The sequence below is a fragment of the Duganella aceris genome (genome assembly GCF_011090165.1).
In the GTDB taxonomy this organism is placed as follows: Bacteria; Pseudomonadota; Gammaproteobacteria; order Burkholderiales; family Burkholderiaceae_D; genus Rugamonas; species Rugamonas aceris.
On sequence record NZ_JAADJT010000014.1, the window covers coordinates 162593 to 180629 of the forward strand.

Here is an 18037-nt window from a genome sequence, read left to right on the forward strand (position 1 = left end):
GACGCTTTTAAAAACCCACCGACTCCGGCCGCACCGCCTCCACATCGACCTGCGCGCCGCCCTCGGCCAGCCGCAAGTTGAGCGTACTGCGCGCCCGCAACTGCCCCGGCGCCCGCACGATCGCCCCCTGATCGTCGGTGACGATGGCATACCCACGCTCCAAGGTCCGCTGCGGATTCAACAACTCCAGCTGCGACGCCAACGCCGCCAGCGCATCGCGCCGCTGCCCGAGCTGCCGCGCCACGCTGAAGCCCGCCCGATGCTGCAGCCCCGCCAGCGCCGAGCGCGCCGCCGTCACATCCGGCTTGCGCGCCCCCAACCGTCCGCCGAGCCGATCCAGCTGATGCCGCGCCAGCGCCAACGGCGCCCGGTTGGCATGCATCATCGCCGTCGACAGCGCCTGCAGCTTCATGCGCTGCTGCCGGATCTGCGCCCCCGGATTGAGCAAGCGCCGCGAATAGCCATCCAGCGTCTGCGACGCCTCGCCGACCGCGCGCCGCATCGCCCGCCGGATATCCACCACATCGGCGCGCAAGGACCCGAGCCAGTCGGCGCGCGGCGTGACCGCCAGTTCCGCCGCCGCCGTCGGCGTCGCCGCCCGCACATCGGCGGCGAAATCGCAGATCGTGAAATCGGTCTCATGGCCGACGCCGGAAATCACCGGCATGCGGCAATTGGCCACCGCATACGCCACCTCCTCATCGTTGAACGACCACAAATCCTCGATACTGCCGCCGCCGCGACACACGATCAGCACCTCGCAATCGGCGCGCAGCGACGCCGTATCGATGGCCGCCGCGATCTTGCCGGCCGCGCCCTGGCCCTGCACCGGAGTCGGATACAGCACCACATTGACATGCGGCGCGCGCCGCTTCAGCGCCGTCAGCACATCGCGCAATGCCGCCGCCTGCGGACTGGTGACCACGCCCACGGTGCGCGGGAACATCGGCAGCGCGCGCTTGCGCTCCGGCGCGAACAGGCCGGCGGCGTCCAGCTTCTCCTTCAGGCGCTGGAACGCCTCGAACAACGATCCGACACCCGCGCGGCGGATCGCCTCGACGTTGATCTGGTAATCGCCGCGCGCGCCGTACAGCGTCACCAGCGCCCGCACCTCGACCTTGTCGCCCTCGCGCGGGATGAAGTTGGCGTATTGCGCGCGGCCGCGGAACATCACCGCCCGCACCTGGGCCGCGTCGTCCTTGAGCGTGAAGTACCAATGGCCGGAACTGGCCTTGGTGAAGTTGGAGACCTCGCCCGAGATCCAGGTCAGCGGAAAGCTGCGCTCCAGCAGCCGCGCCACCGCCTGGTTAAGCGCGGAAACGCTGATCACGGGCGCGGCAGCGGGAGCGGTGTCGTTGCGGTCGTCGAAGTTCATGGATTTCAATAAGAGAAACTATCCACACTATGTGAATTCGGTCACACAGCGGTCATACAGCATCTGGAACGGTAAGTATTATAGGTAAATAACTGATTTTAAAGCGTAAAAATTTACGCGATATGTGCCTCGCCCAGGCATTACTCCTGCGATGACAGCCGCCCCGGCCGGCCACCGCCAGTTACGCACAAAGTTATCCACAAATTAAGCAAGTGCCGTGTGACAGTAAGCAAACGCGGCGCCGTATGGCTGCGCTACTCTTTTTGAACCGGCGCACACACGGGGCGCCCGATCCGGGAGCACGCGATGACCCACCTCCACCGGCCGATGCGGCCCCTTTCCGCCAGTGGCGCCTTGCTGCTGGTCCTGCTGACGCTGTGGCACCACGACGCCGCCGCCGCCACGCCGCCAGCGCTGCCGGTCGGCGGCGTGGTCAAGTCGGGCGCGGCGCAGATCGGCCAGTCCGGCGGCCAGATGAACATCAAGCAGAGCAGCCAGAACCTGGCGCTGAACTGGCAGAGTTTCGACATCGGCGCCGGCGCCAGCGTGCGCTTCGAGCAGCCGTCCACCGCGTCGATCGCGCTCAACCGCATCCTCGGCCCGGACGCCAGCCGCATCTTCGGCCAGCTGAGCGCCAACGGCCAGGTGTTCCTCACCAACCCCAATGGCATTCTGTTCGGACCGACGGCGCAGGTCAACGTGGGCGGCCTGATCGCCTCCAGCAACACGCTGTCCGACGCCGATTTCCAGGCCGGTCGATACCGCTTCGGCGACACCGGCCGCCGCGCCGCCGTCACCAACCGCGGCAAGCTGGCGGCCGCCGACGGCGGCTACATCGCGCTGCTGGGCACCGAGGTGCGCAACGAAGGCAGCGTCGCCGCGCGCGGCGGCGAGGTGCTGCTGGCGGCCGGCGGCGTGATCACCGTCAGCCTCGGCAACGGCAGCCTGATCGGCTACAACATCGACCGCGGCGCGGCCCGCGCGCTGGTCGACAACCAGCGCCTGCTCAACGCCGACGGCGGCACGGTGACGCTGGCCGCGGCCGCCTTGCCCGGCCTGCTGGCGCGCGCCGTGGTCAACAACGACGGCGTGATCGAGGCGCGCACCATCGACCACCAGGCCGGCGTGATCCGCCTGACGGCCGACCCATGGGGCGGCGCGCTCAAGCTCGGCGGCAGCTTGGACGCGTCGGCGCCGCACGGCGGCCCCGGCGGAACGGTGACGACCTCGGCCGCCAACCTGAGCATCGCCGCCACGGCGCGGGTCAGCACCGCCGCCGCCGACGGCCGCACCGGCACCTGGACCCTGGCCCAGCCGGGCGATCTGCGCATCGCCGCCGCCGGCGGCAACGTCGCCGCCGGCGCGCTGGCGGCCAGCCTGAACACGACCAACGTGACGATCGAGACCGGCGGCGCCTGGCCGGGTCGCGGCGACATCGCGCTCCAGGGCGCGCTGGCCTGGAGCGCGCCGACCACGCTGGCCCTGCGCGCCGGGCGCGACATCACGGTCGACGCCGGCCTGAGCAACAACGCCGGCGCCAGCGTGCTGCTGCGCGCCGACGACAACGGCCTCGGCCTCGGCACCGTCCGCTTCGGCGCGCGCGGCAAGCTCGCGCTCGGCGGCGGCGGGCGCGCCGACCTGTACTACAACCCGCTGCGCTACGCCGCGCCCACCGATTTCAGCGCCGCCGTCAGCGGCCCGGCGACGGCGTGGATGCTGGTCAACAACGTCCGCCAATTGCAGGCCATGAACACCAACCTGGCCGGCGACTACGCGCTCGGCCGCGACATCGACGCCGGCGCGACCCGGGGCTGGAACGGCGGCGCCGGCTTCGCGCCGGTGGGCAGCGGCGTCGTCGCCGCCTACACCGGCCAGTTCGACGGCTTGAACCACAGCATCAGCAATCTGTGGATCCGCCGCCCCGACACCGACTTGGTCGGACTGTTCGGTAGCGCCAACAACCGCTTGGTCAACCTGCGGCTGGCCGGCGGCGACATCACCGGCCGCGACGTGGTGGGCGCGCTGGTCGGGCTCAACCGCGCCCAGGTCGGCAACGTCCACAGCAGCGCCAACGTGTCCGGCGTCGGCCAGGTGGGCGGCCTGATCGGCGAACACGGCGGCACGCTCAGCGACGCCAGCAGCGCCGGCAGCGTGAGCGCCACCGACGCCGCGTCCGGCCGCATGACCGGCGGCCTGGTCGGGCGCCTGATGGGCGGCAGCATCGCCGCCTCGCACAGCAGCGCCAGGGTGAGCGGCTACAACGCGGTGGGCGGGCTGGTCGGCTACATCGACCGCGGCGCCGTCAGCGACGCCTGGAGCGGCGGCGCGGTGTCCGGCACCTACAACGTCGGCGGCCTGGTGGGCGTGGCCGCCGACGGCTACATCGAGCTGCACCATGTCCACAGCACCGCGACCGTCAATGGGACCAGCGCGGTCGGCGGCCTGGTGGGGCAATATACCTACGGCACCATCCACGACGCCTATTTCAGCGGCAACGTCAGCAGCACCGGCGCCGGCGCCGTCGGCGGCCTGGTCGGTTACAACGGGCAGGGCCGGCTGGACCGCACCTACAGCCTGGGCAATGTGGCCGGACTCGGCGCCGACGGCGTGGCCGGCGGCCTGGTCGGCTACTCCGGCGGCGCGATCACCAATTCCTACAGCAAGGCCAACGTCAGCGGGCGCACCGCCGCCAGCGGCGGGCTGGTCGGCGACAACGACGGCAGCGTCGCCACCAGCTACAGCAGCGGCAAGGTCGGCGCCGGCCCCGGATCCGGCGGCCTGGTCGGACGCGGCGACGCCGCCGGCGTGGTCGACAGCTACTGGGACGTGAGCGGTTCCGGCCTGCGCGTCAGCGCCGGGGGCAAGGGGCTGCAAAGCGCGCAGATGACGCGCAAGGCCAACTTCACCGGCTTCGACTTCAGCACCATCTGGCGCATCGACGAAGGGCGCGGCACACCGCAGCTGCGATGAGACGGCGGCTGGCACTGGCGGCCGTGCTGGCCCACGCCGGAGCGACCGCGCCGTCCGCGCAAGCGCAAACCCGCCCCGACGCCGGCCAAGTGGTGCGCGAGCTGGGCCGCCCCGACGCCGCCCCCCGCCTGCCGCCACCCGCCGCACCACCGATCACGCTCCCGCCTGACGTGGCGCCGCCGCCATCGTCGTCACCGCCGTCGCCGCAGCCGACGCCATCGCTGTCACCGCCGCCATCGCAACCGCCGCAACCGCCGCAGCCGACGCCGCAGCCGCAGCCGACGCCATTGCCGTCACCGCAGCCCCCGCAGCCGACGCCATCGCCGTCACCGCCTTCGCCGCCGCCGGGCGCGCCTACGCCGCCGTCGTCGCGCCCGGCCGACGACACCACGATCGCCGTCGCCGGCTTCCGCATCAGCGGCGCCACGGCCTTCGCGCCGGCGCAACTGGAGCGCCTGCTGGTCCCCTGGCGCGGCCGCCGGCTGACGCTGGCCGACCTGCAAGCCGCCGCCAACCGCATCGGCAGCCACTACCGCGACCACGGCTACCTGCTGGCGCGCGCCTACCTGCCGGCGCAAACGATCAGCGACGGCCAGGTCGAAATCGCCGTACTGGAAGGCCGCATCGGCACGGTGATCCTGGCCAGCCCGGATCAAGCCTTGGCCAACCAGGCCCGCAGCATCACCGAACGCATCGCACCCGGCCTGCCGGCGCGCGAAAGCGACCTCGAACGCATGCTGCTCGCCCTCAACGACAGCCCCGGCATCGAGCGCGCAGACGCCGCGCTGCAACCGGGCGCCAGCGTCGGCCTGACCGACCTGGTGGTGACGCTGTCGCCGGGGCCGGCGGTATCAGGCGAGTTGGGCGCCAACAACCACGGCAACCGCTACACCGGCCGCCACCTGGCCGGCGGCGCCGTCACCCTGAACAGCCCGGCGCACCTGGGCGACCAGTTCAGCGCGCGCTTCCAGGGCAGCGACCAGCGCCTGTACTACACCCGCCTGAGCTACCGCCTGCCGCTGGGCGGCAGCGGCCTGGTCGCCGGCGCCGCCTGGACCTTGAGCCGCTACCACCTCGGCCGCGACTTCGCGGCGCTGGACGCCCACGGCGACGCCCGCATCGCCAGCCTGTTCGCGTACCACCCGCTGCTGCTGACGCGCGACCTGAGCCTGACCGCCAGCATCGCCGCCGACCGCAAAACCCTGCACGACAACGTCGACGCGCTGTCGACCGCATCCGACAAGACCATCACCCTGGCCACGGCGGGCCTGTCCGGCAATCTGCGCTGGCGCGGCGGCAGCTACGCCTTCTCGCTGGCCTACACCGGCGGCGTGCTGGCGATCCAGCATCCGGAAGCGCTGGCGGCCGACGCCGCGACCGCCCGCAGCAACGGCCACTACGCCAAATGGAGCTACGCCATGAGCGTCAGCGTACCGGTGGCGACGGCGTGGCTGGCCTCGGCGCAACTGAACGGCCAATACGCCCGCAAGAACCTCGACTCCTCGGAAAAGTTCACCCTGGGCGGCGCCGACGGCGTACGCGGCTACCCGCAGGGCGAAGCGCCGGCCGACACCGGCATCTTGCTGACGCTGGCGCTGCGCCGCGCACTGCCCATGCCCCGCGCCGGCACCGGCGAGGCGCTGCTGGGCGCCTTTGTCGACGCCGGCCAGGTCCGCACCAACCACACCCCGTTCAGCGCCGACGACAACCGGCGCCGGCTGGCCGCGATCGGCCTCAGCTTCGAATGCCCGTTGCCGGCCCATGTCCAATTCCGCAGCAGCCTGGCCTGGAAGCTCGGCCACCGCGCCGCGACGTCGGACCGCGACCGCGGACTGCGCGCCTGGCTGAGCGCAACGGCGTATTTTTGATGATTGGTGAGCGATAGCTAATTTCTTCTTAGTGTTTTTACCATGCCTAATTTTTGAGCAGAGTCAGTATATTGATATATATCAACGACTTAAGTCAAGGCGACGACCATTGCGCACACTTTTATCCACAGAATTTGTGCAAAACTCCGGACTTGTCCCCGTTGCGGCCATGATGCTGGATATCCATCCAGCATATGCCAACTCATCGTGTTCGCCTGAATTGGGGATAAAAAACCGTATGCTTCATTTTTACGCATGGCAACAAAGCTGATATAAATCAAGGACTTCGGCAAGACCATCCAGCCTTGCTAACAATCTTATCCACACAAAGTGTGCAGAAGTCAGGCCGGGAGATCGATAGCCGGACGCAATCGATCGCCGCCCGCCCAGGGCTGTGGAAAACCCGCCTTACCCTATGAAATTCAGGCAAAAATGGCGACCTGCCAATTTTTTACTCAAGGCAAAAATTCCCTTATAAATCAATGATCTTTCACGATGTGGAAGGCGTTGCGCACAATCTTATCCACATTAAGTGTGCAGAAGTTCACAGCCCAAAAACGCTGTTTTAAGCGCGACTACGCTGCGTTCTTTTTGCGCATGGGAAAAATTCCGTTAAAAATCAACGACTTCACCCGCACCCGTCCCCCTTGCTAACAATCTTATCCACAATTTTTGTGCAGAACTACAGCAGCAGGGCGCTGCGGCCGCATAAGTTATCGGTCAGACAGCGAAATCGCCGTCCTGCCCCATTTTTACTCACGACAAGAAACTCCTTAACAATCAAGCACCTGGACCAGCACGCCGTGCCTTGCGCACAATCTTATCAACAGAATATGGGCATAAGTTGGCACAACTTTTGCTCAGTATTTCGCCGGTTTTCTCGAACGCCTGCGCTATTTTTGAGCTTTGAAATTATTCCCATATGAATCAATGACTTGCCCGGAGCAGGGGACGCTTGCGCACATCATTGTCCACAGAAAATGTGCAGAACTCCACAGCGGCGCCACTTGCCGAGTGCCGCCCAACAAGATACATTGCGCCTTCGGGTCTTCATATTGATACAGGAGTTCGTTTTGCTCGCCATTTTCCAAGCCGCAGGTTGGCCCATCTGGTTGTTGCTGGTCGCATCGATCGTCGCAACAGCCCTGATCATCGAACGCTTGCTGTATCTGCGTCGCGGCAAGATCCTGCCGAAGAAGTTGCTCGACGAAGTGGTGCAGGTCTACCGCGGCGGCAACATCACCCCCGACATCATCGACAAGCTGGAGCACAGCTCGCCGCTGGGCGTGGTGCTGTCGTCGGCGCTGCGCAACATCGACGCCCCGCGCGACGTGATGAAGGAGTCGATCGAAGAGGCCGGCAACGGCGTCGCCCACACGCTGGAACGCTTCCTGACCACGCTCGGCACCATCGCCACGCTGGCCCCGCTGATGGGCCTGTTCGGCACGGTGGTCGGCATGATCGAGATCTTCGGCTCGCAGAATGCCAGCGGCGCCAACCCGGCGCAACTGGCGCACGGCATCTCGGTCGCGCTGTACAACACCGGCTTCGGCCTCGCGATCGCCATGCCGACGCTGGTGTTCTACCGCCACTTCCGAGCCCTGGTCGACAGCTTCGTGATCGACATGGAACAGCAGGCGGTGAAATTCGTCGACGTCGTGCACAGCAAGCGCAAGTAAGGACACCGCATGAATTTCCGCAAAGGCCGGCATCGCGAGGATCCCGAGATCAACCTGATCCCGTTCATCGACGTGCTGCTGGTGATTTTGATTTTCCTGATGGTGACCACGACCTACAGCAAGTTCACCGAGCTGCAGATCACGCTGCCGACCGCCGACGCGCAAAAAGCCACCGACAAGCCGTTCGAGCTGAACGTCACGGTCGACGCCAAGGGCAACTACACCATCAACAACGAACCGGTCTCGTTCCGCGACGTGGCCGGCTTCGCGCAATCGATGCGCAACGCCGCCGACAAGGGCGGCGCGGCCGGCAAGTCGCCGGTGGTGATCGTCAACGCCGACCAGTTCGCGATGCACCAGATGGTGATCAACGTGATGGAAGCGGCGCGCATCGCCGGCTATGAAAAACTCACCTTCGCAGCGCAAACCGGTGGCGGCAAATAAGCTGCCGGGCGGGGCGTCGGCGCTCGAAACGACGCTGACGCGCAACTGGCTGCGGCGCGGCCCGCTGGCGTGCGCGCTGTGGCCGGTGTCGCTGCTGTTCCGCCTGCTGAGCGCCACGCGCGCCGCGCTGTACCGCGCCGGCGTGCTGCGCTCGGCGCGGCTGCCGGTGCCGGTGGTAGTGGTGGGCAATATCTACATCGGCGGCACCGGCAAGACCCCGCTGACGATCTGGCTGGTGCAAGCCTTGCAAGCGGCCGGCATGACGCCGGGCGTGATCTCGCGCGGCCACGGCAGCGACGCCGACGGCGCCCGCCCGGTGCTGGCCGGCTCGACGCCGGCCGAAGTGGGCGACGAACCGCTGCTGATCCGGCAACGCACCGGCTGCCCGGTGATGGTGGGCCGCGACCGCGCCGCCACCGGCCGCGCCTTGCTGGCCGCCCATCCCGAGGTCGACATCCTGCTGACCGACGACGGCCTGCAGCACTACGCGCTGCAACGCGACATTGAAATCATCCTGTTCGACGGCCGAGGCGCCGGCAATGGCTGGCTGCTGCCGGCCGGCCCGCTGCGCGAACCGGTGAGCCGCCGCCGCGACTTCACCGTCATCAACGCGCCGCAATTGACCGAGCAGCTGGTGCGCGCCGTCCACCCCGCCACGGCGGGGTCAGACCCCGTACGGGGTCTGACCCCCTCTGCCGCACAGCCAGCGATCCAGATGACGCTGGCGGGGGAGCACGCCGAGCAGCTGCGCGACCGCACCCAGCGCCGCGCGCTGGCCGACCTCGCCGCCGAACCCGGGCTGCGCCTGGCCGCCGCCGCCGGCATCGGCAACCCGGCGCGCTTTTTCGGCATGCTGAAAGCGGCCGGCCTGCGCATCGCCGAGCTGCCGCTGCCCGACCATCACGACTTCCGCGACCGCCCCTTCGACGGCCTCGACGCGGATCTGATCTTGATGACCGAGAAGGATGCAGTAAAATGTGCGCAAATTGAAGAACTCAGAGACGACCCGCGCCTATGGGTGGTCCCGGTGACGGCGCGCCTCGACGGCACGCTGGCCGAACAAATTGTGGAGAAATGTCGTGGACGCTCGATTGCTTGATATCCTGGTATGCCCGGTCTGCAAAGGCCCCCTTGAGTACGATAAAAAAGCCCAGGAGATGATCTGCAAAGGCGACCGCCTGGCCTATCCGATCCGCGACGGCATCCCCATCATGTGGGCCGACGAAGCGCGCACCTTGCAGGACAAGGCGGACTAAGCCCGTGACCTTCATCGTCATCATCCCGGCCCGCCTGGCCTCGACCCGGCTGCCGAACAAGCCCCTGGCCGACCTCGGCGGCAAGCCGATGGTGGTGCGGGTGGCCGAGCGCGCCGCCGAAGCCGGCGCCGCCCGCGTCATCGTCGCCACCGACCACGAGGACATCCGCGCCGCCTGCGCCGCGCACGGCGTCGAGGTCAGCATGACCCGCGCCGACCACCCGTCCGGCACCGACCGCATCGCCGAAGTGGCGCGCGCGCTGAACCTGCCGGCCGACGCCGTGGTGGTCAACCTGCAGGGCGACGAACCGCTGATCGACCCGGCGCTGCTGCGCGCGGCCGCCGAGCGCATCAACGCCGACGTGCCGATGTCGACCTGCGCCCACCCGCTGCACGACGCCGCCGACGCCTTCAACCCCAACGTGGTCAAGGTGGTGCTGGACAAGGCGGGCAGGGCGCTGTACTTCTCGCGCGCCACCATCCCCTGGCACCGCGACGCGTTCGCGCAATCCAAAGCGGCGCTGCCGGCCGCCTACGTACCGCTCCGTCACATCGGACTGTACGCCTACCGCAACGACTTCCTGCAAGCCTACCCGGCGCTGGAAGTCTCGCCGCTCGAATCCATCGAAGCGCTGGAGCAGTTGCGGGTGCTGTGGCATGGTTTCCCGATCGCCGTCCACGTCACCGACTCGGCCCCGGCCGCCGGCGTCGACACGCCGGAAGACCTGGCCCGCGTCCGGCTGCACTATTGATGTGCATCAATGACACGTCAGCCACAAGTCAGTTACAACTGATATAACGAATACATAAGTGCGATATTCATACGGTATATCTCTCCGGCATGTCACAAATTGGCGTTCGGAGTGCGTTTTGTGGTAAGTTTCGTACGATCCAACACTATCCAACACTAACCCCCATATCTGTTTTAGGAATTTTTCATGCGTCTTATTCTTTTAGGAGCACCAGGAGCCGGCAAGGGCACCCAGGCTAATTTCATCAAAGAAAAATACAATATCCCGCAAATCTCGACCGGCGACATGCTGCGCGCCGCGATCAAGGCGGGTACGGAATTGGGCATCGCCGCCAAAAAAGTGATGGACGCCGGCGGGCTGGTGTCGGACGACATCATGATCGGCTTGGTCAAGGACCGCCTGACCCAGCCGGACTGCGCCAACGGCTACCTGTTCGACGGCTTCCCGCGCACCGTCGCGCAGGCCGACGCCATGAAGGACGGCGGCATCAGCGTCGACTACGTGCTGGAAATCGCCGTGCCGGACGAATCGATCATCGAACGCATGGACGGCCGCCGCTGCCATCCGGGTTCGGGCCGCGTCTACCACGTCAAGTTCAACCCGCCGAAAGTGGACGGCAAGGACGACGTCACCGGCGAAGACCTGGTGCAGCGCGACGACGACAAGGCGGAAACCGTCAAGAAGCGTCTGGACGTGTACCACAACCAAACCGAAGTACTGCTGGGTTATTACAACACCTGGGCGCAATCGGGCGACCCGGCCGCGCCGCAGTACCGCCGCATCGAAGGCGTCGGCCCCGTGGAGCAAATTCGCGACAGCGCGTTTGCCGCGCTGGCGAAATAAGCGTTACAGTAGAGCGGACCGAGGGTCCGCTTTTTTTTCGCTGGATGCCATCCCGTTTTTGAAGTTTTGCAGTTCGCAGGTTAGCGGGCCGTTCCCACAAGGGGCGGCTTTCTGAAGTGTGGTTTGTAGGCTTGATCAATAACAATAAAGGGGACACTATGGCAGCCAGTCTATGGTTAGCGGTCGGTTGCGGCGTTATCGCCGTGGTTTATGGATTATGGTCGCGCAGCTGGATATTGCGACAGGACGCGGGCAATCCGCGCATGCAGGAAATCGCGCTCGCGATTCAACAAGGCGCCGCCGCCTACCTGGCGCGCCAGTACCGCACCATCGGCCTGGTCGGCGTGGTGCTGCTGATTCTCATCGCCGTGCTGCTGGACCTGAAGACCGCGCTCGGCTTCCTGATCGGCGCCGTGCTGTCGGGCGCCTGCGGCTTCATCGGCATGAACGTCTCGGTGCGCGCCAACGTGCGCACCGCGCAGGCCGCCACCAAGGGCATGAACCAGGCGCTCGACGTCGCCTTCAAGGGCGGCGCCATCACCGGCATGCTGGTGGTCGGGCTGGGGCTGCTGGGGGTGGTACTGTTCTATATGTACCTGACCGCCGGCATGCCGCAGGCTGGCGGCGGCGCCGACCTGCACCACCTGATCGAACCGCTGATCGGGCTGGCGTTCGGCGCCTCGCTGATCTCGATCTTCGCCCGGCTGGGCGGCGGCATCTTCACCAAGGGCGCCGACGTCGGCGCCGACCTGGTGGGCAAGGTCGAAGCCGGCATCCCCGAGGATGACCCGCGCAACCCGGCCGTCATCGCCGACAACGTCGGCGACAACGTCGGCGACTGCGCCGGCATGGCCGCCGACCTGTTCGAAACCTATGTCGTGACCTTGATCGCCACCATGCTGCTGGGCGCCTTGCTGATGGGCGGCGCCGGCACCACGGCGGTGGTGTATCCGCTGCTGCTGGGCGCGGTGTCCATCATCGCCTCCATCATCGGCTGCTCGATGGTCAAGGCCAAGCCGGACAAGAAGATCATGTCCGCGCTGTACACCGGGCTGTGGTGGGCCGCCGGGCTGTCGCTGCTCGGCTTTGTCGCCGTCACCTGGCAGCTGTGGCCGGACGACGCCATGCGCTACCAGATGATCGGCTGCACCGTGGTCGGCATCGTGCTGACCGGGCTGATGGTCTACATCACTGAATACTACACCGGCACCGACTTCCACCCGGTCAAGCACATCGCCGAAGCGTCGACCACCGGCCACGGCACCAACATCATCGCCGGCCTGGGCGTATCGATGAAGGCGACCGCCTGGCCGGTGCTGGCGGTATGCGCCGCGATCCTGGTGTCCTACCAGCTGGGCCAGCTGTACGGGGTGGCGATCGCCGCCACCGCCATGCTGTCGATGGCCGGCATCGTGGTGGCGCTGGACGCCTACGGCCCGATCACCGACAACGCCGGCGGCATCGCCGAAATGGCCGGCATGCCGGACTCGGTGCGCGCCATCACCGACCCGCTGGACGCGGTGGGCAACACCACCAAGGCGGTCACCAAGGGCTACGCCATCGGCTCGGCCGGGCTGGCCGCGCTGGTGCTGTTCGCCGACTACACCCACGCGCTGGAGTCGGCCGGGCGCAGCATCACGTTTGATCTGTCGAACCCGATGGTGATCGTCGGCCTGATCATCGGCGGCCTGATCCCCTACCTGTTCGCCGCGATGGCGATGGAAGCGGTGGGGCGCGCGGCGGGCGCGGTGGTGGTCGAAGTGCGGCGCCAGTTCCGCGACATCAAGGGCATCATGGACGGCAGCGGCAAGCCGGAATACGACAAGGCGGTCGACATGCTGACCGCGTCCGCGATCAAGGAAATGATCGTGCCGTCGCTGCTGCCGGTGGTGGTGCCGATCGTGGTCGGCATGCTGCTGGGCGCGGCCGCGCTGGGCGGCATGTTGATGGGCACCATCGTCACCGGCCTGTTCGTCGCGATCTCGATGACCACCGGCGGCGGCGCCTGGGACAACGCCAAGAAATACATCGAAGACGGCCACTTCGGCGGCAAGGGCTCGGACGCGCACAAGGCGGCCGTCACCGGCGACACCGTCGGCGACCCGTACAAGGACACGGCCGGGCCGGCGGTCAACCCGCTGATCAAGATCATCAACATCGTCGCGCTGCTGCTGGTGCCGCTGCTGCCGGCCACCGGCTGGCTGGCGGTGACGGCGCCGGCGGCCGCGCTCACCGCGCCGGCGCCGCCGGCGTCGATGATGGCGCCGGCGGATGCGCCGCCGCCACCGCAACCGGCGCCGCCGCCGGCCCAATAGACCGGCGAGCGCCTGCGGTGCTTCCCTTGCGCGCCAGACGTGCTATTAATAAGGGGGAGGGAACGCCATGAGAATCGTCAAACCAGCCGCATTGACCGCCGCGCTGCTGCTCGGCGCGCTGTGGTGCGCGTCTGCCTGGGCGCAGAAGCCGGCCGCGTCGGCGCAGGATTACGCCAAGCTACCGGTCTGCACCTTGAGCGCGGACGGCAAGCGGCTGGCCGTCGAGCCATGCCGCACCGCGCCGGCGCGGGTGCCGATGCCGCGTCGCGCGGTGACGCAAATTATCCAGCCGATGCCCAAGGTCACGCGGGCGCCGCAGGTCGGCATGCCGGCGATGCCGCCGTCGATCCCGATCGAAACCCTGATGCAACCGCCCGGCGCGCCGATCCCGGCCACCGGCTGCGACGTGGCCGGCTGCTTCGGCCCCGGCGGCGCGCGCTACAACAGTTCGGTCGGCAACACGCTGATCACGCCGGGCGGCAAGCTGTGCAACCGCACCGGCAGCTGGATCCAGTGCTAAGGCGGGGTCAGTTCCGGCATCGTGCCACGGGCTCTGCCGTAGCTGACGCTACGGCAGAGCCCGTGGCACGATGCCGGAACTGACCCCGCCTTCCGCTTACTTCTTCATTTCATCCTTGGCCATGGCGTCCTTCTTCATCTCGTCCTTGGCCATCTTGTCCTTCTTCATCTCATCTTTCTTCATTTCATCCTTGGCCATTTTGTCCTGATGCGCGGGCTTTTTCATGGCCTCCTTTTTCATGCCGTCCTTGGCCATGGCATCCTTGGCCATGTCGTCTTTCTTCATGGCGTCCTGGGCGTAGACGGCGCTGGACATCGACAGGCATGCGGCGATCAGAGCGGTGGTGATTTTGTTCATGATGGTTCCTTTGAGGGTGAAGTTAAACAACGTTGGTACTGCGGTGGACACGGCGCGGTGGATCAACTTCCACCGAACCAGTTATACCCCTGGTCTTCCCAATAGCCGCCAGGGTAGGTATTGGTCACGAAAATGGCCTGGATGTGTTTCGGATTCTTGTAACCCAGCTTGGTCGGCATGCGCAGCTTCATCGGAAAGCCATAGCGCGGCGGCAGCGGCTGGTCGTCGTAGCTCAGCGCCATCAGCGTCTGCGGATGCAAGGCGGTCGCCATGTCGATGCTGGTGAAATAATCGTCGGCGCATTTGAAGCCGACGTATTTCGCGCTCAGGTCGGCGCCGACGTGGCGCAGGAAATGCGCGAACGGCACGCCGCCCCATTTGCCGATCGCGCTCCAGCCCTCGACGCAGATATGCCGCGTGATCTGCGACTGCTGCGGCAGGGCGCGCAATTGCGCCAGCGTCCACGGCTTGCGGTCGGCCATCAAGCCGCTCAACTCCAGGCGCCAATCGTCGCCGTCGACTTCGCGGATGTCCTCTTCGCCGTAGTAGGCGTTGAACGGGAAGGGCCGGGTGATCATCGCCTCGTCATAGGTCGGCGCCAGGCGCGTCGGATCGAACAGCGCCGCCTGGACCCGATCGTTGAAGCGCGAGATGCCGCTCAGCGCCTGCTCGATGCTGTCCTGGTCGTCGGTGGCGCAGCCGGTCAGCAGCGTCAGGCCGCCCAGCGTCAGGCTGCGCTGCAAAAAGGCCCGGCGCGACGGCTGGGCGATGCGGCCGATCGCATCCGCCAGCATGGCGGCGCCCTCGGCGGGAATGACGATATCGCGTGGTTTGAATAGTTTCATCTCGATTTATCCTTGTGACTAACGGCCGCGCAGCATGGCCAGCAGCGTGCGCGGCACCAGCGCCACCATCACCACGTGAACCACGATGAAGGCGCACAAGCCGGCCATGGCGAAGAAATGCACGCGCCGCGCCGCCTCGTAGCCGCCCATCAGCTCGCGCAGCAGCGGGAACTGCACCGACTTCCACAGCACCAGCCCGGACAGCACCAGCAGCACGCTGTCGAGCATGACGAACAGATAGGCCAGCCGCTGCACGCCGTTGTAGTGGCTCAAATCGTCGTGGGCCAGCTTGCCTTTCAACGCGGCGGCCAGGTCCCGCAACACCTGGCGCGGCGACAGCGGGAAAAAGCGCCGCCGCAGCCGGCCCGAGAACAGGTTGATCAGCAGGTACAGCACCCCGTTGGCGACCAGCAGCCACATCGCCGCGAAATGCCACTGCAGCGCGCCGCCGAGCCAACCGCCCAGCGTGATGTCGCGCGGGATGGCGAAGTCGAGAAAGCGGGTAGCGTTGTAGATGCGCCACCCGCTCATCACCAGCAGCACCACGGCGATGGCGTTCAGCCAATGCGTGAGGCGCAGCCAGAGCGGATGTGTGATGATGCGGATGGAGTTCATTGCCTGCCTTTCGATGAGCGTGACAGTGAGTTCGCGGCGCGCCATGGATTGGTTACAGCGGGACTGCAAAATAATTTATTTTTTTACTGCTGTAACTTATGAAGCCGATGCAGCGAATACCCGAGGTGGATCTTTTACGCAACACCGAATTGCGCCTGCACGCATTGTTCCTGCAGGGCGTGGAGGGCGACGCCCTGGCTTATCGCCGCTTCCTGCAGGCGACGGCGACGCATTTGCGCGCCTTTCTGCGGCGCCGCCTGCATCGCTGGCCGGACGAGGTGGAGGACCTGGTGCAGGAATCGCTGCTGGCGATCCACAACCAGCGGCTGAGCTACGACACCGGCGTGCCGCTGACGGCGTGGATCTACGCCATCGCCCGGTACAAGCTGATCGACTGGCTGCGCCGCCACGCCCGGCGCGACAGCCTGCACGACCCGCTGGACGACGTGCCGGCCGGCGAGAGCGCGCTGTTCTCCAGCGCCGACGCGGAAGCGGGCGAAGCGCGGCGCGACCTGGCCAAGCTGCTGGCCACGCTGCCGGACAAGCAGCGCGACGCCATCATCCACACCAAGCTGGACGGCCTGTCGGTGCGCGAGGCGGCCGGCATGCTGGACATGTCGGAGGCGGCGGTCAAGGTATCGGTGCACCGCGGCTTGAAAGCACTGGCGACTACCCTGAGAGATGCGACATGAAGACAGACGACTTGATCACGATGTTATCCAGCGGCCCCGACGTCCGCCTCGCCGCGCGGCCGGCGCGCGTCACGCTGCTGCCGCTGTCGGCCGGCCTGCTGGCCAGCGCGCTGTTGATGTGGCTGCTGCTGGGCCTGCACCCGAACCTGGCGGGCGAAGTGCTGCTGCCGGCGTTCTGGACCAAGCTGGCGTTTTCCGCCGCCCTGGCCTGGGCCGGCTGGCTGGCGGTGCAACGCCTGTGCCGGCCCGGCGCGCGCCTCGGTGGCCTGCCGCTGTGGCTGGGCGGACCGGTGCTGGTGCTGTGGTGCGCGGCGACGGTCCTGCTGCTGCAAGCGGCGCCCGACGCGCGCGCCGAGCTGTTCTGGGGCCGCACCTGGCGCTACTGCCCGCTGCTGATCGCCACGCTGTCGCTGCCGATCTTCGTCGCCGCGCTGCACACGATGCGCGGCCTGGCGCCGACCCGGCTGCGGCTGGCTGGCGCGGCGGCCGGCTTCGCGGCGGGCGCGGCCGCCGCCGTGGTGTACTGCCTGCATTGTCCGGAGCTCAGCCCGGTATTTGTCGGCTTCTGGTATCTACTCGGCATGCTGGCCCCCACCGCCCTCGGCGCCGCCATCGGCCCGCGCATGCTCGCCTGGTAGGGCAGGTTGCCGGAACTGACGACATCCTTTACACTGGGTGACGTTTACGTAAACGTCAAACAAAAGAACGGGGACAGACATGCAAATTCAAGACCAGGTATTCATCGTGACCGGCGGCGCGTCCGGTCTGGGCGCGGCGACCGCGCGCATGCTGGCGGCGGCCGGCGGCAAAGTGGTGCTGGCCGACCTTCAGGTCGACGCCGGCCAGGCGCTGGCCGCCGAACTGCAAGCGGTGTTCGTCAAGTGCGACGTGACCTCGGAAGCCGACGGCCAGGCCGTGGTGGACGCCGCCACCGCGCTCGGCACGCTGCGCGGCCTCATCAACTGCGCCGGCGTCGCGCCGGCCGCCAAGACCGTCGGCAAGGACGGCCCGCATCCGCTGGAACTGTTCCAGCGCACCGTCAACATCAACCTGATCGGCACCTTCAACATGGCCCGCCTGGCCGCCGACGCCATCGGCAAAACCCAGGCCACCGCCAGCGGCGAACGCGGCGTCATCATCAACACCGCCTCGGTCGCGGCCTACGACGGCCAGATCGGCCAGGCCGCCTACGCCGCCTCCAAGGCCGCCGTGGTCGGCCTGACCTTGCCGATGGCGCGCGACCTGTCGCGCAACGCCATCCGCGTCATGACCATCGCCCCCGGCATTTTCGAGACGCCGATGTTGATGGGCATGCCGGCCGAGGTGCGCGACGCGCTCGGCGCCATGGTGCCGTTCCCGCCGCGCCTCGGCAAGCCGGACGAGTACGCGCAACTGGCCCGCGCCATCATCGAAAACAGCATGCTGAACGGCGAAACCATCCGCCTCGACGGCGCCATCCGCATGCAGCCTAAGTAAATGCCGCAGGTAAACCGTTTAGACGATTTCG

Annotated in this window: 17 protein-coding genes; 13 read left to right on the forward strand and 4 right to left on the reverse strand. The window is 67.0% G+C overall.

The genetic code is table 11. The annotated features are described in order from the left end of the window. Nucleotides 1-7: 7 nt before the first annotated feature. Nucleotides 8-1375 carry an exodeoxyribonuclease VII large subunit gene (gene xseA, locus GW587_RS26595; RefSeq protein ID WP_166107915.1) on the reverse strand — a complete coding sequence of 456 codons (1368 nt, stop codon included), beginning with the start codon at nucleotides 1373-1375 and terminating at the stop codon, nucleotides 8-10. Nucleotides 1376-1681: 306 nt separating this feature from the next. Here xseA and GW587_RS26600 point away from each other — a divergent pair, with 306 nt between their 5' ends. From GW587_RS26600 to GW587_RS26645, 10 genes are all read left to right on the forward strand, one after another. Beyond that, on the forward strand, nucleotides 1682-4345 hold the full coding sequence (locus tag GW587_RS26600; protein WP_166107916.1) for a two-partner secretion domain-containing protein: 2664 nt from the start codon (nucleotides 1682-1684) through the stop codon (nucleotides 4343-4345). After that, complete coding sequence (locus GW587_RS26605) at nucleotides 4342-6213, forward strand: ShlB/FhaC/HecB family hemolysin secretion/activation protein (RefSeq protein ID WP_166107917.1); 1872 nt, start codon at nucleotides 4342-4344, stop codon at nucleotides 6211-6213. The genes GW587_RS26600 and GW587_RS26605 overlap by 4 nt, the downstream gene beginning before the upstream one ends. A 1073-nt stretch (nucleotides 6214-7286) precedes the next feature. Continuing rightward, on the forward strand, nucleotides 7287-7892 hold the full coding sequence (locus GW587_RS26610; protein ID WP_166107918.1) for a MotA/TolQ/ExbB proton channel family protein: 606 nt from the start codon (nucleotides 7287-7289) through the stop codon (nucleotides 7890-7892). A gap of 9 nt (nucleotides 7893-7901) precedes the next feature. Then, complete coding sequence (locus tag GW587_RS26615) at nucleotides 7902-8336, forward strand: ExbD/TolR family protein (protein ID WP_166107919.1); 435 nt, start codon at nucleotides 7902-7904, stop codon at nucleotides 8334-8336. Beyond that, entirely contained in the window at nucleotides 8293-9435 is a 1143-nt protein-coding gene (gene lpxK / locus GW587_RS26620; protein WP_166107920.1) for a tetraacyldisaccharide 4'-kinase, read from the forward strand. Before GW587_RS26615 ends, lpxK begins: the two co-directional genes overlap by 44 nt. Further along, nucleotides 9416-9592 (forward strand): Trm112 family protein, encoded by a 177-nt coding sequence (locus tag GW587_RS26625; protein WP_081632595.1) that lies wholly within the window; start codon nucleotides 9416-9418, stop codon nucleotides 9590-9592. The genes lpxK and GW587_RS26625 overlap by 20 nt, the downstream gene beginning before the upstream one ends. Nucleotides 9593-9596: 4 nt before the next feature. After that, a complete protein-coding gene (gene kdsB, locus GW587_RS26630; protein ID WP_166107921.1) occupies nucleotides 9597-10343 on the forward strand; it encodes a 3-deoxy-manno-octulosonate cytidylyltransferase in 747 nt (248 codons plus the stop codon). A gap of 186 nt (nucleotides 10344-10529) precedes the next feature. Continuing rightward, a complete protein-coding gene (adk, locus tag GW587_RS26635; RefSeq protein WP_166107922.1) occupies nucleotides 10530-11186 on the forward strand; it encodes an adenylate kinase in 657 nt (218 codons plus the stop codon). Between the two features lie 158 nt (nucleotides 11187-11344). Further along, nucleotides 11345-13501, forward strand: coding sequence for a sodium-translocating pyrophosphatase (locus tag GW587_RS26640; protein ID WP_166107923.1), 2157 nt, complete (start codon nucleotides 11345-11347; stop codon nucleotides 13499-13501). 67 nt (nucleotides 13502-13568) lie between these two features. After that, the gene (locus GW587_RS26645; protein WP_207393654.1) at nucleotides 13569-14021 is read left to right on the forward strand and encodes a hypothetical protein; all 453 of its coding nucleotides are present in this window, start codon (nucleotides 13569-13571) and stop codon (nucleotides 14019-14021) included. A gap of 96 nt (nucleotides 14022-14117) precedes the next feature. Here GW587_RS26645 and GW587_RS26650 read toward each other — a convergent pair whose 3' ends face one another. The 3 genes from GW587_RS26650 to GW587_RS26660 form a co-directional block, all read right to left on the reverse strand. After that, nucleotides 14118-14378 (reverse strand): pentapeptide MXKDX repeat protein, encoded by a 261-nt coding sequence (locus GW587_RS26650; RefSeq protein WP_166107924.1) that lies wholly within the window; start codon nucleotides 14376-14378, stop codon nucleotides 14118-14120. Between the two features lie 62 nt (nucleotides 14379-14440). Continuing rightward, the gene (locus GW587_RS26655) at nucleotides 14441-15172 is read right to left on the reverse strand and encodes a molybdopterin-dependent oxidoreductase (RefSeq protein WP_371875656.1); all 732 of its coding nucleotides are present in this window, start codon (nucleotides 15170-15172) and stop codon (nucleotides 14441-14443) included. Between the two features lie 69 nt (nucleotides 15173-15241). After that, on the reverse strand, nucleotides 15242-15838 hold the full coding sequence (locus GW587_RS26660) for a cytochrome b/b6 domain-containing protein (protein ID WP_166107926.1): 597 nt from the start codon (nucleotides 15836-15838) through the stop codon (nucleotides 15242-15244). Between the two features lie 107 nt (nucleotides 15839-15945). Here GW587_RS26660 and GW587_RS26665 point away from each other — a divergent pair, with 107 nt between their 5' ends. The 3 genes from GW587_RS26665 to GW587_RS26675 all read left to right on the forward strand — a co-directional run bounded on the left by GW587_RS26665 (nucleotide 15946) and on the right by GW587_RS26675 (nucleotide 18006). Continuing rightward, a complete protein-coding gene (locus GW587_RS26665; RefSeq protein ID WP_166107927.1) occupies nucleotides 15946-16530 on the forward strand; it encodes a sigma-70 family RNA polymerase sigma factor in 585 nt (194 codons plus the stop codon). Then, nucleotides 16527-17168, forward strand: coding sequence for an NrsF family protein (locus GW587_RS26670; RefSeq protein ID WP_166107928.1), 642 nt, complete (start codon nucleotides 16527-16529; stop codon nucleotides 17166-17168). Before GW587_RS26665 ends, GW587_RS26670 begins: the two co-directional genes overlap by 4 nt. Nucleotides 17169-17247: 79 nt before the next feature. Further along, nucleotides 17248-18006 (forward strand): SDR family NAD(P)-dependent oxidoreductase, encoded by a 759-nt coding sequence (locus GW587_RS26675; RefSeq protein WP_166107929.1) that lies wholly within the window; start codon nucleotides 17248-17250, stop codon nucleotides 18004-18006. Nucleotides 18007-18037 lie beyond the last annotated feature (31 nt).

What these genes read in the sequence shown, in the direction of transcription:
- xseA (WP_166107915.1), bottom strand. Translation starts at nt 1,375, where the DNA reads ATGAACTTCGACGACCGCAACGACACCGCTCCCGCTGCCGCGCCCGTG.
- GW587_RS26600 (WP_166107916.1), top strand. Translation starts at nt 1,682, where the DNA reads ATGACCCACCTCCACCGGCCGATGCGGCCCCTTTCCGCCAGTGGCGCC.
- GW587_RS26605 (WP_166107917.1), top strand. Translation starts at nt 4,342, where the DNA reads ATGAGACGGCGGCTGGCACTGGCGGCCGTGCTGGCCCACGCCGGAGCG.
- GW587_RS26615 (WP_166107919.1), top strand. Translation starts at nt 7,902, where the DNA reads ATGAATTTCCGCAAAGGCCGGCATCGCGAGGATCCCGAGATCAACCTG.
- lpxK (WP_166107920.1), top strand. Translation starts at nt 8,293, where the DNA reads ATGAAAAACTCACCTTCGCAGCGCAAACCGGTGGCGGCAAATAAGCTG.
- adk (WP_166107922.1), top strand. Translation starts at nt 10,530, where the DNA reads ATGCGTCTTATTCTTTTAGGAGCACCAGGAGCCGGCAAGGGCACCCAG.
- GW587_RS26640 (WP_166107923.1), top strand. Translation starts at nt 11,345, where the DNA reads ATGGCAGCCAGTCTATGGTTAGCGGTCGGTTGCGGCGTTATCGCCGTG.
- GW587_RS26645 (WP_207393654.1), top strand. Translation starts at nt 13,569, where the DNA reads ATGAGAATCGTCAAACCAGCCGCATTGACCGCCGCGCTGCTGCTCGGC.
- GW587_RS26650 (WP_166107924.1), bottom strand. Translation starts at nt 14,378, where the DNA reads ATGAACAAAATCACCACCGCTCTGATCGCCGCATGCCTGTCGATGTCC.
- GW587_RS26655 (WP_371875656.1), bottom strand. Translation starts at nt 15,172, where the DNA reads ATGCTGGCGGATGCGATCGGCCGCATCGCCCAGCCGTCGCGCCGGGCC.
- GW587_RS26660 (WP_166107926.1), bottom strand. Translation starts at nt 15,838, where the DNA reads ATGAACTCCATCCGCATCATCACACATCCGCTCTGGCTGCGCCTCACG.
- GW587_RS26665 (WP_166107927.1), top strand. Translation starts at nt 15,946, where the DNA reads ATGCAGCGAATACCCGAGGTGGATCTTTTACGCAACACCGAATTGCGC.
- GW587_RS26670 (WP_166107928.1), top strand. Translation starts at nt 16,527, where the DNA reads ATGAAGACAGACGACTTGATCACGATGTTATCCAGCGGCCCCGACGTC.
- GW587_RS26675 (WP_166107929.1), top strand. Translation starts at nt 17,248, where the DNA reads ATGCAAATTCAAGACCAGGTATTCATCGTGACCGGCGGCGCGTCCGGT.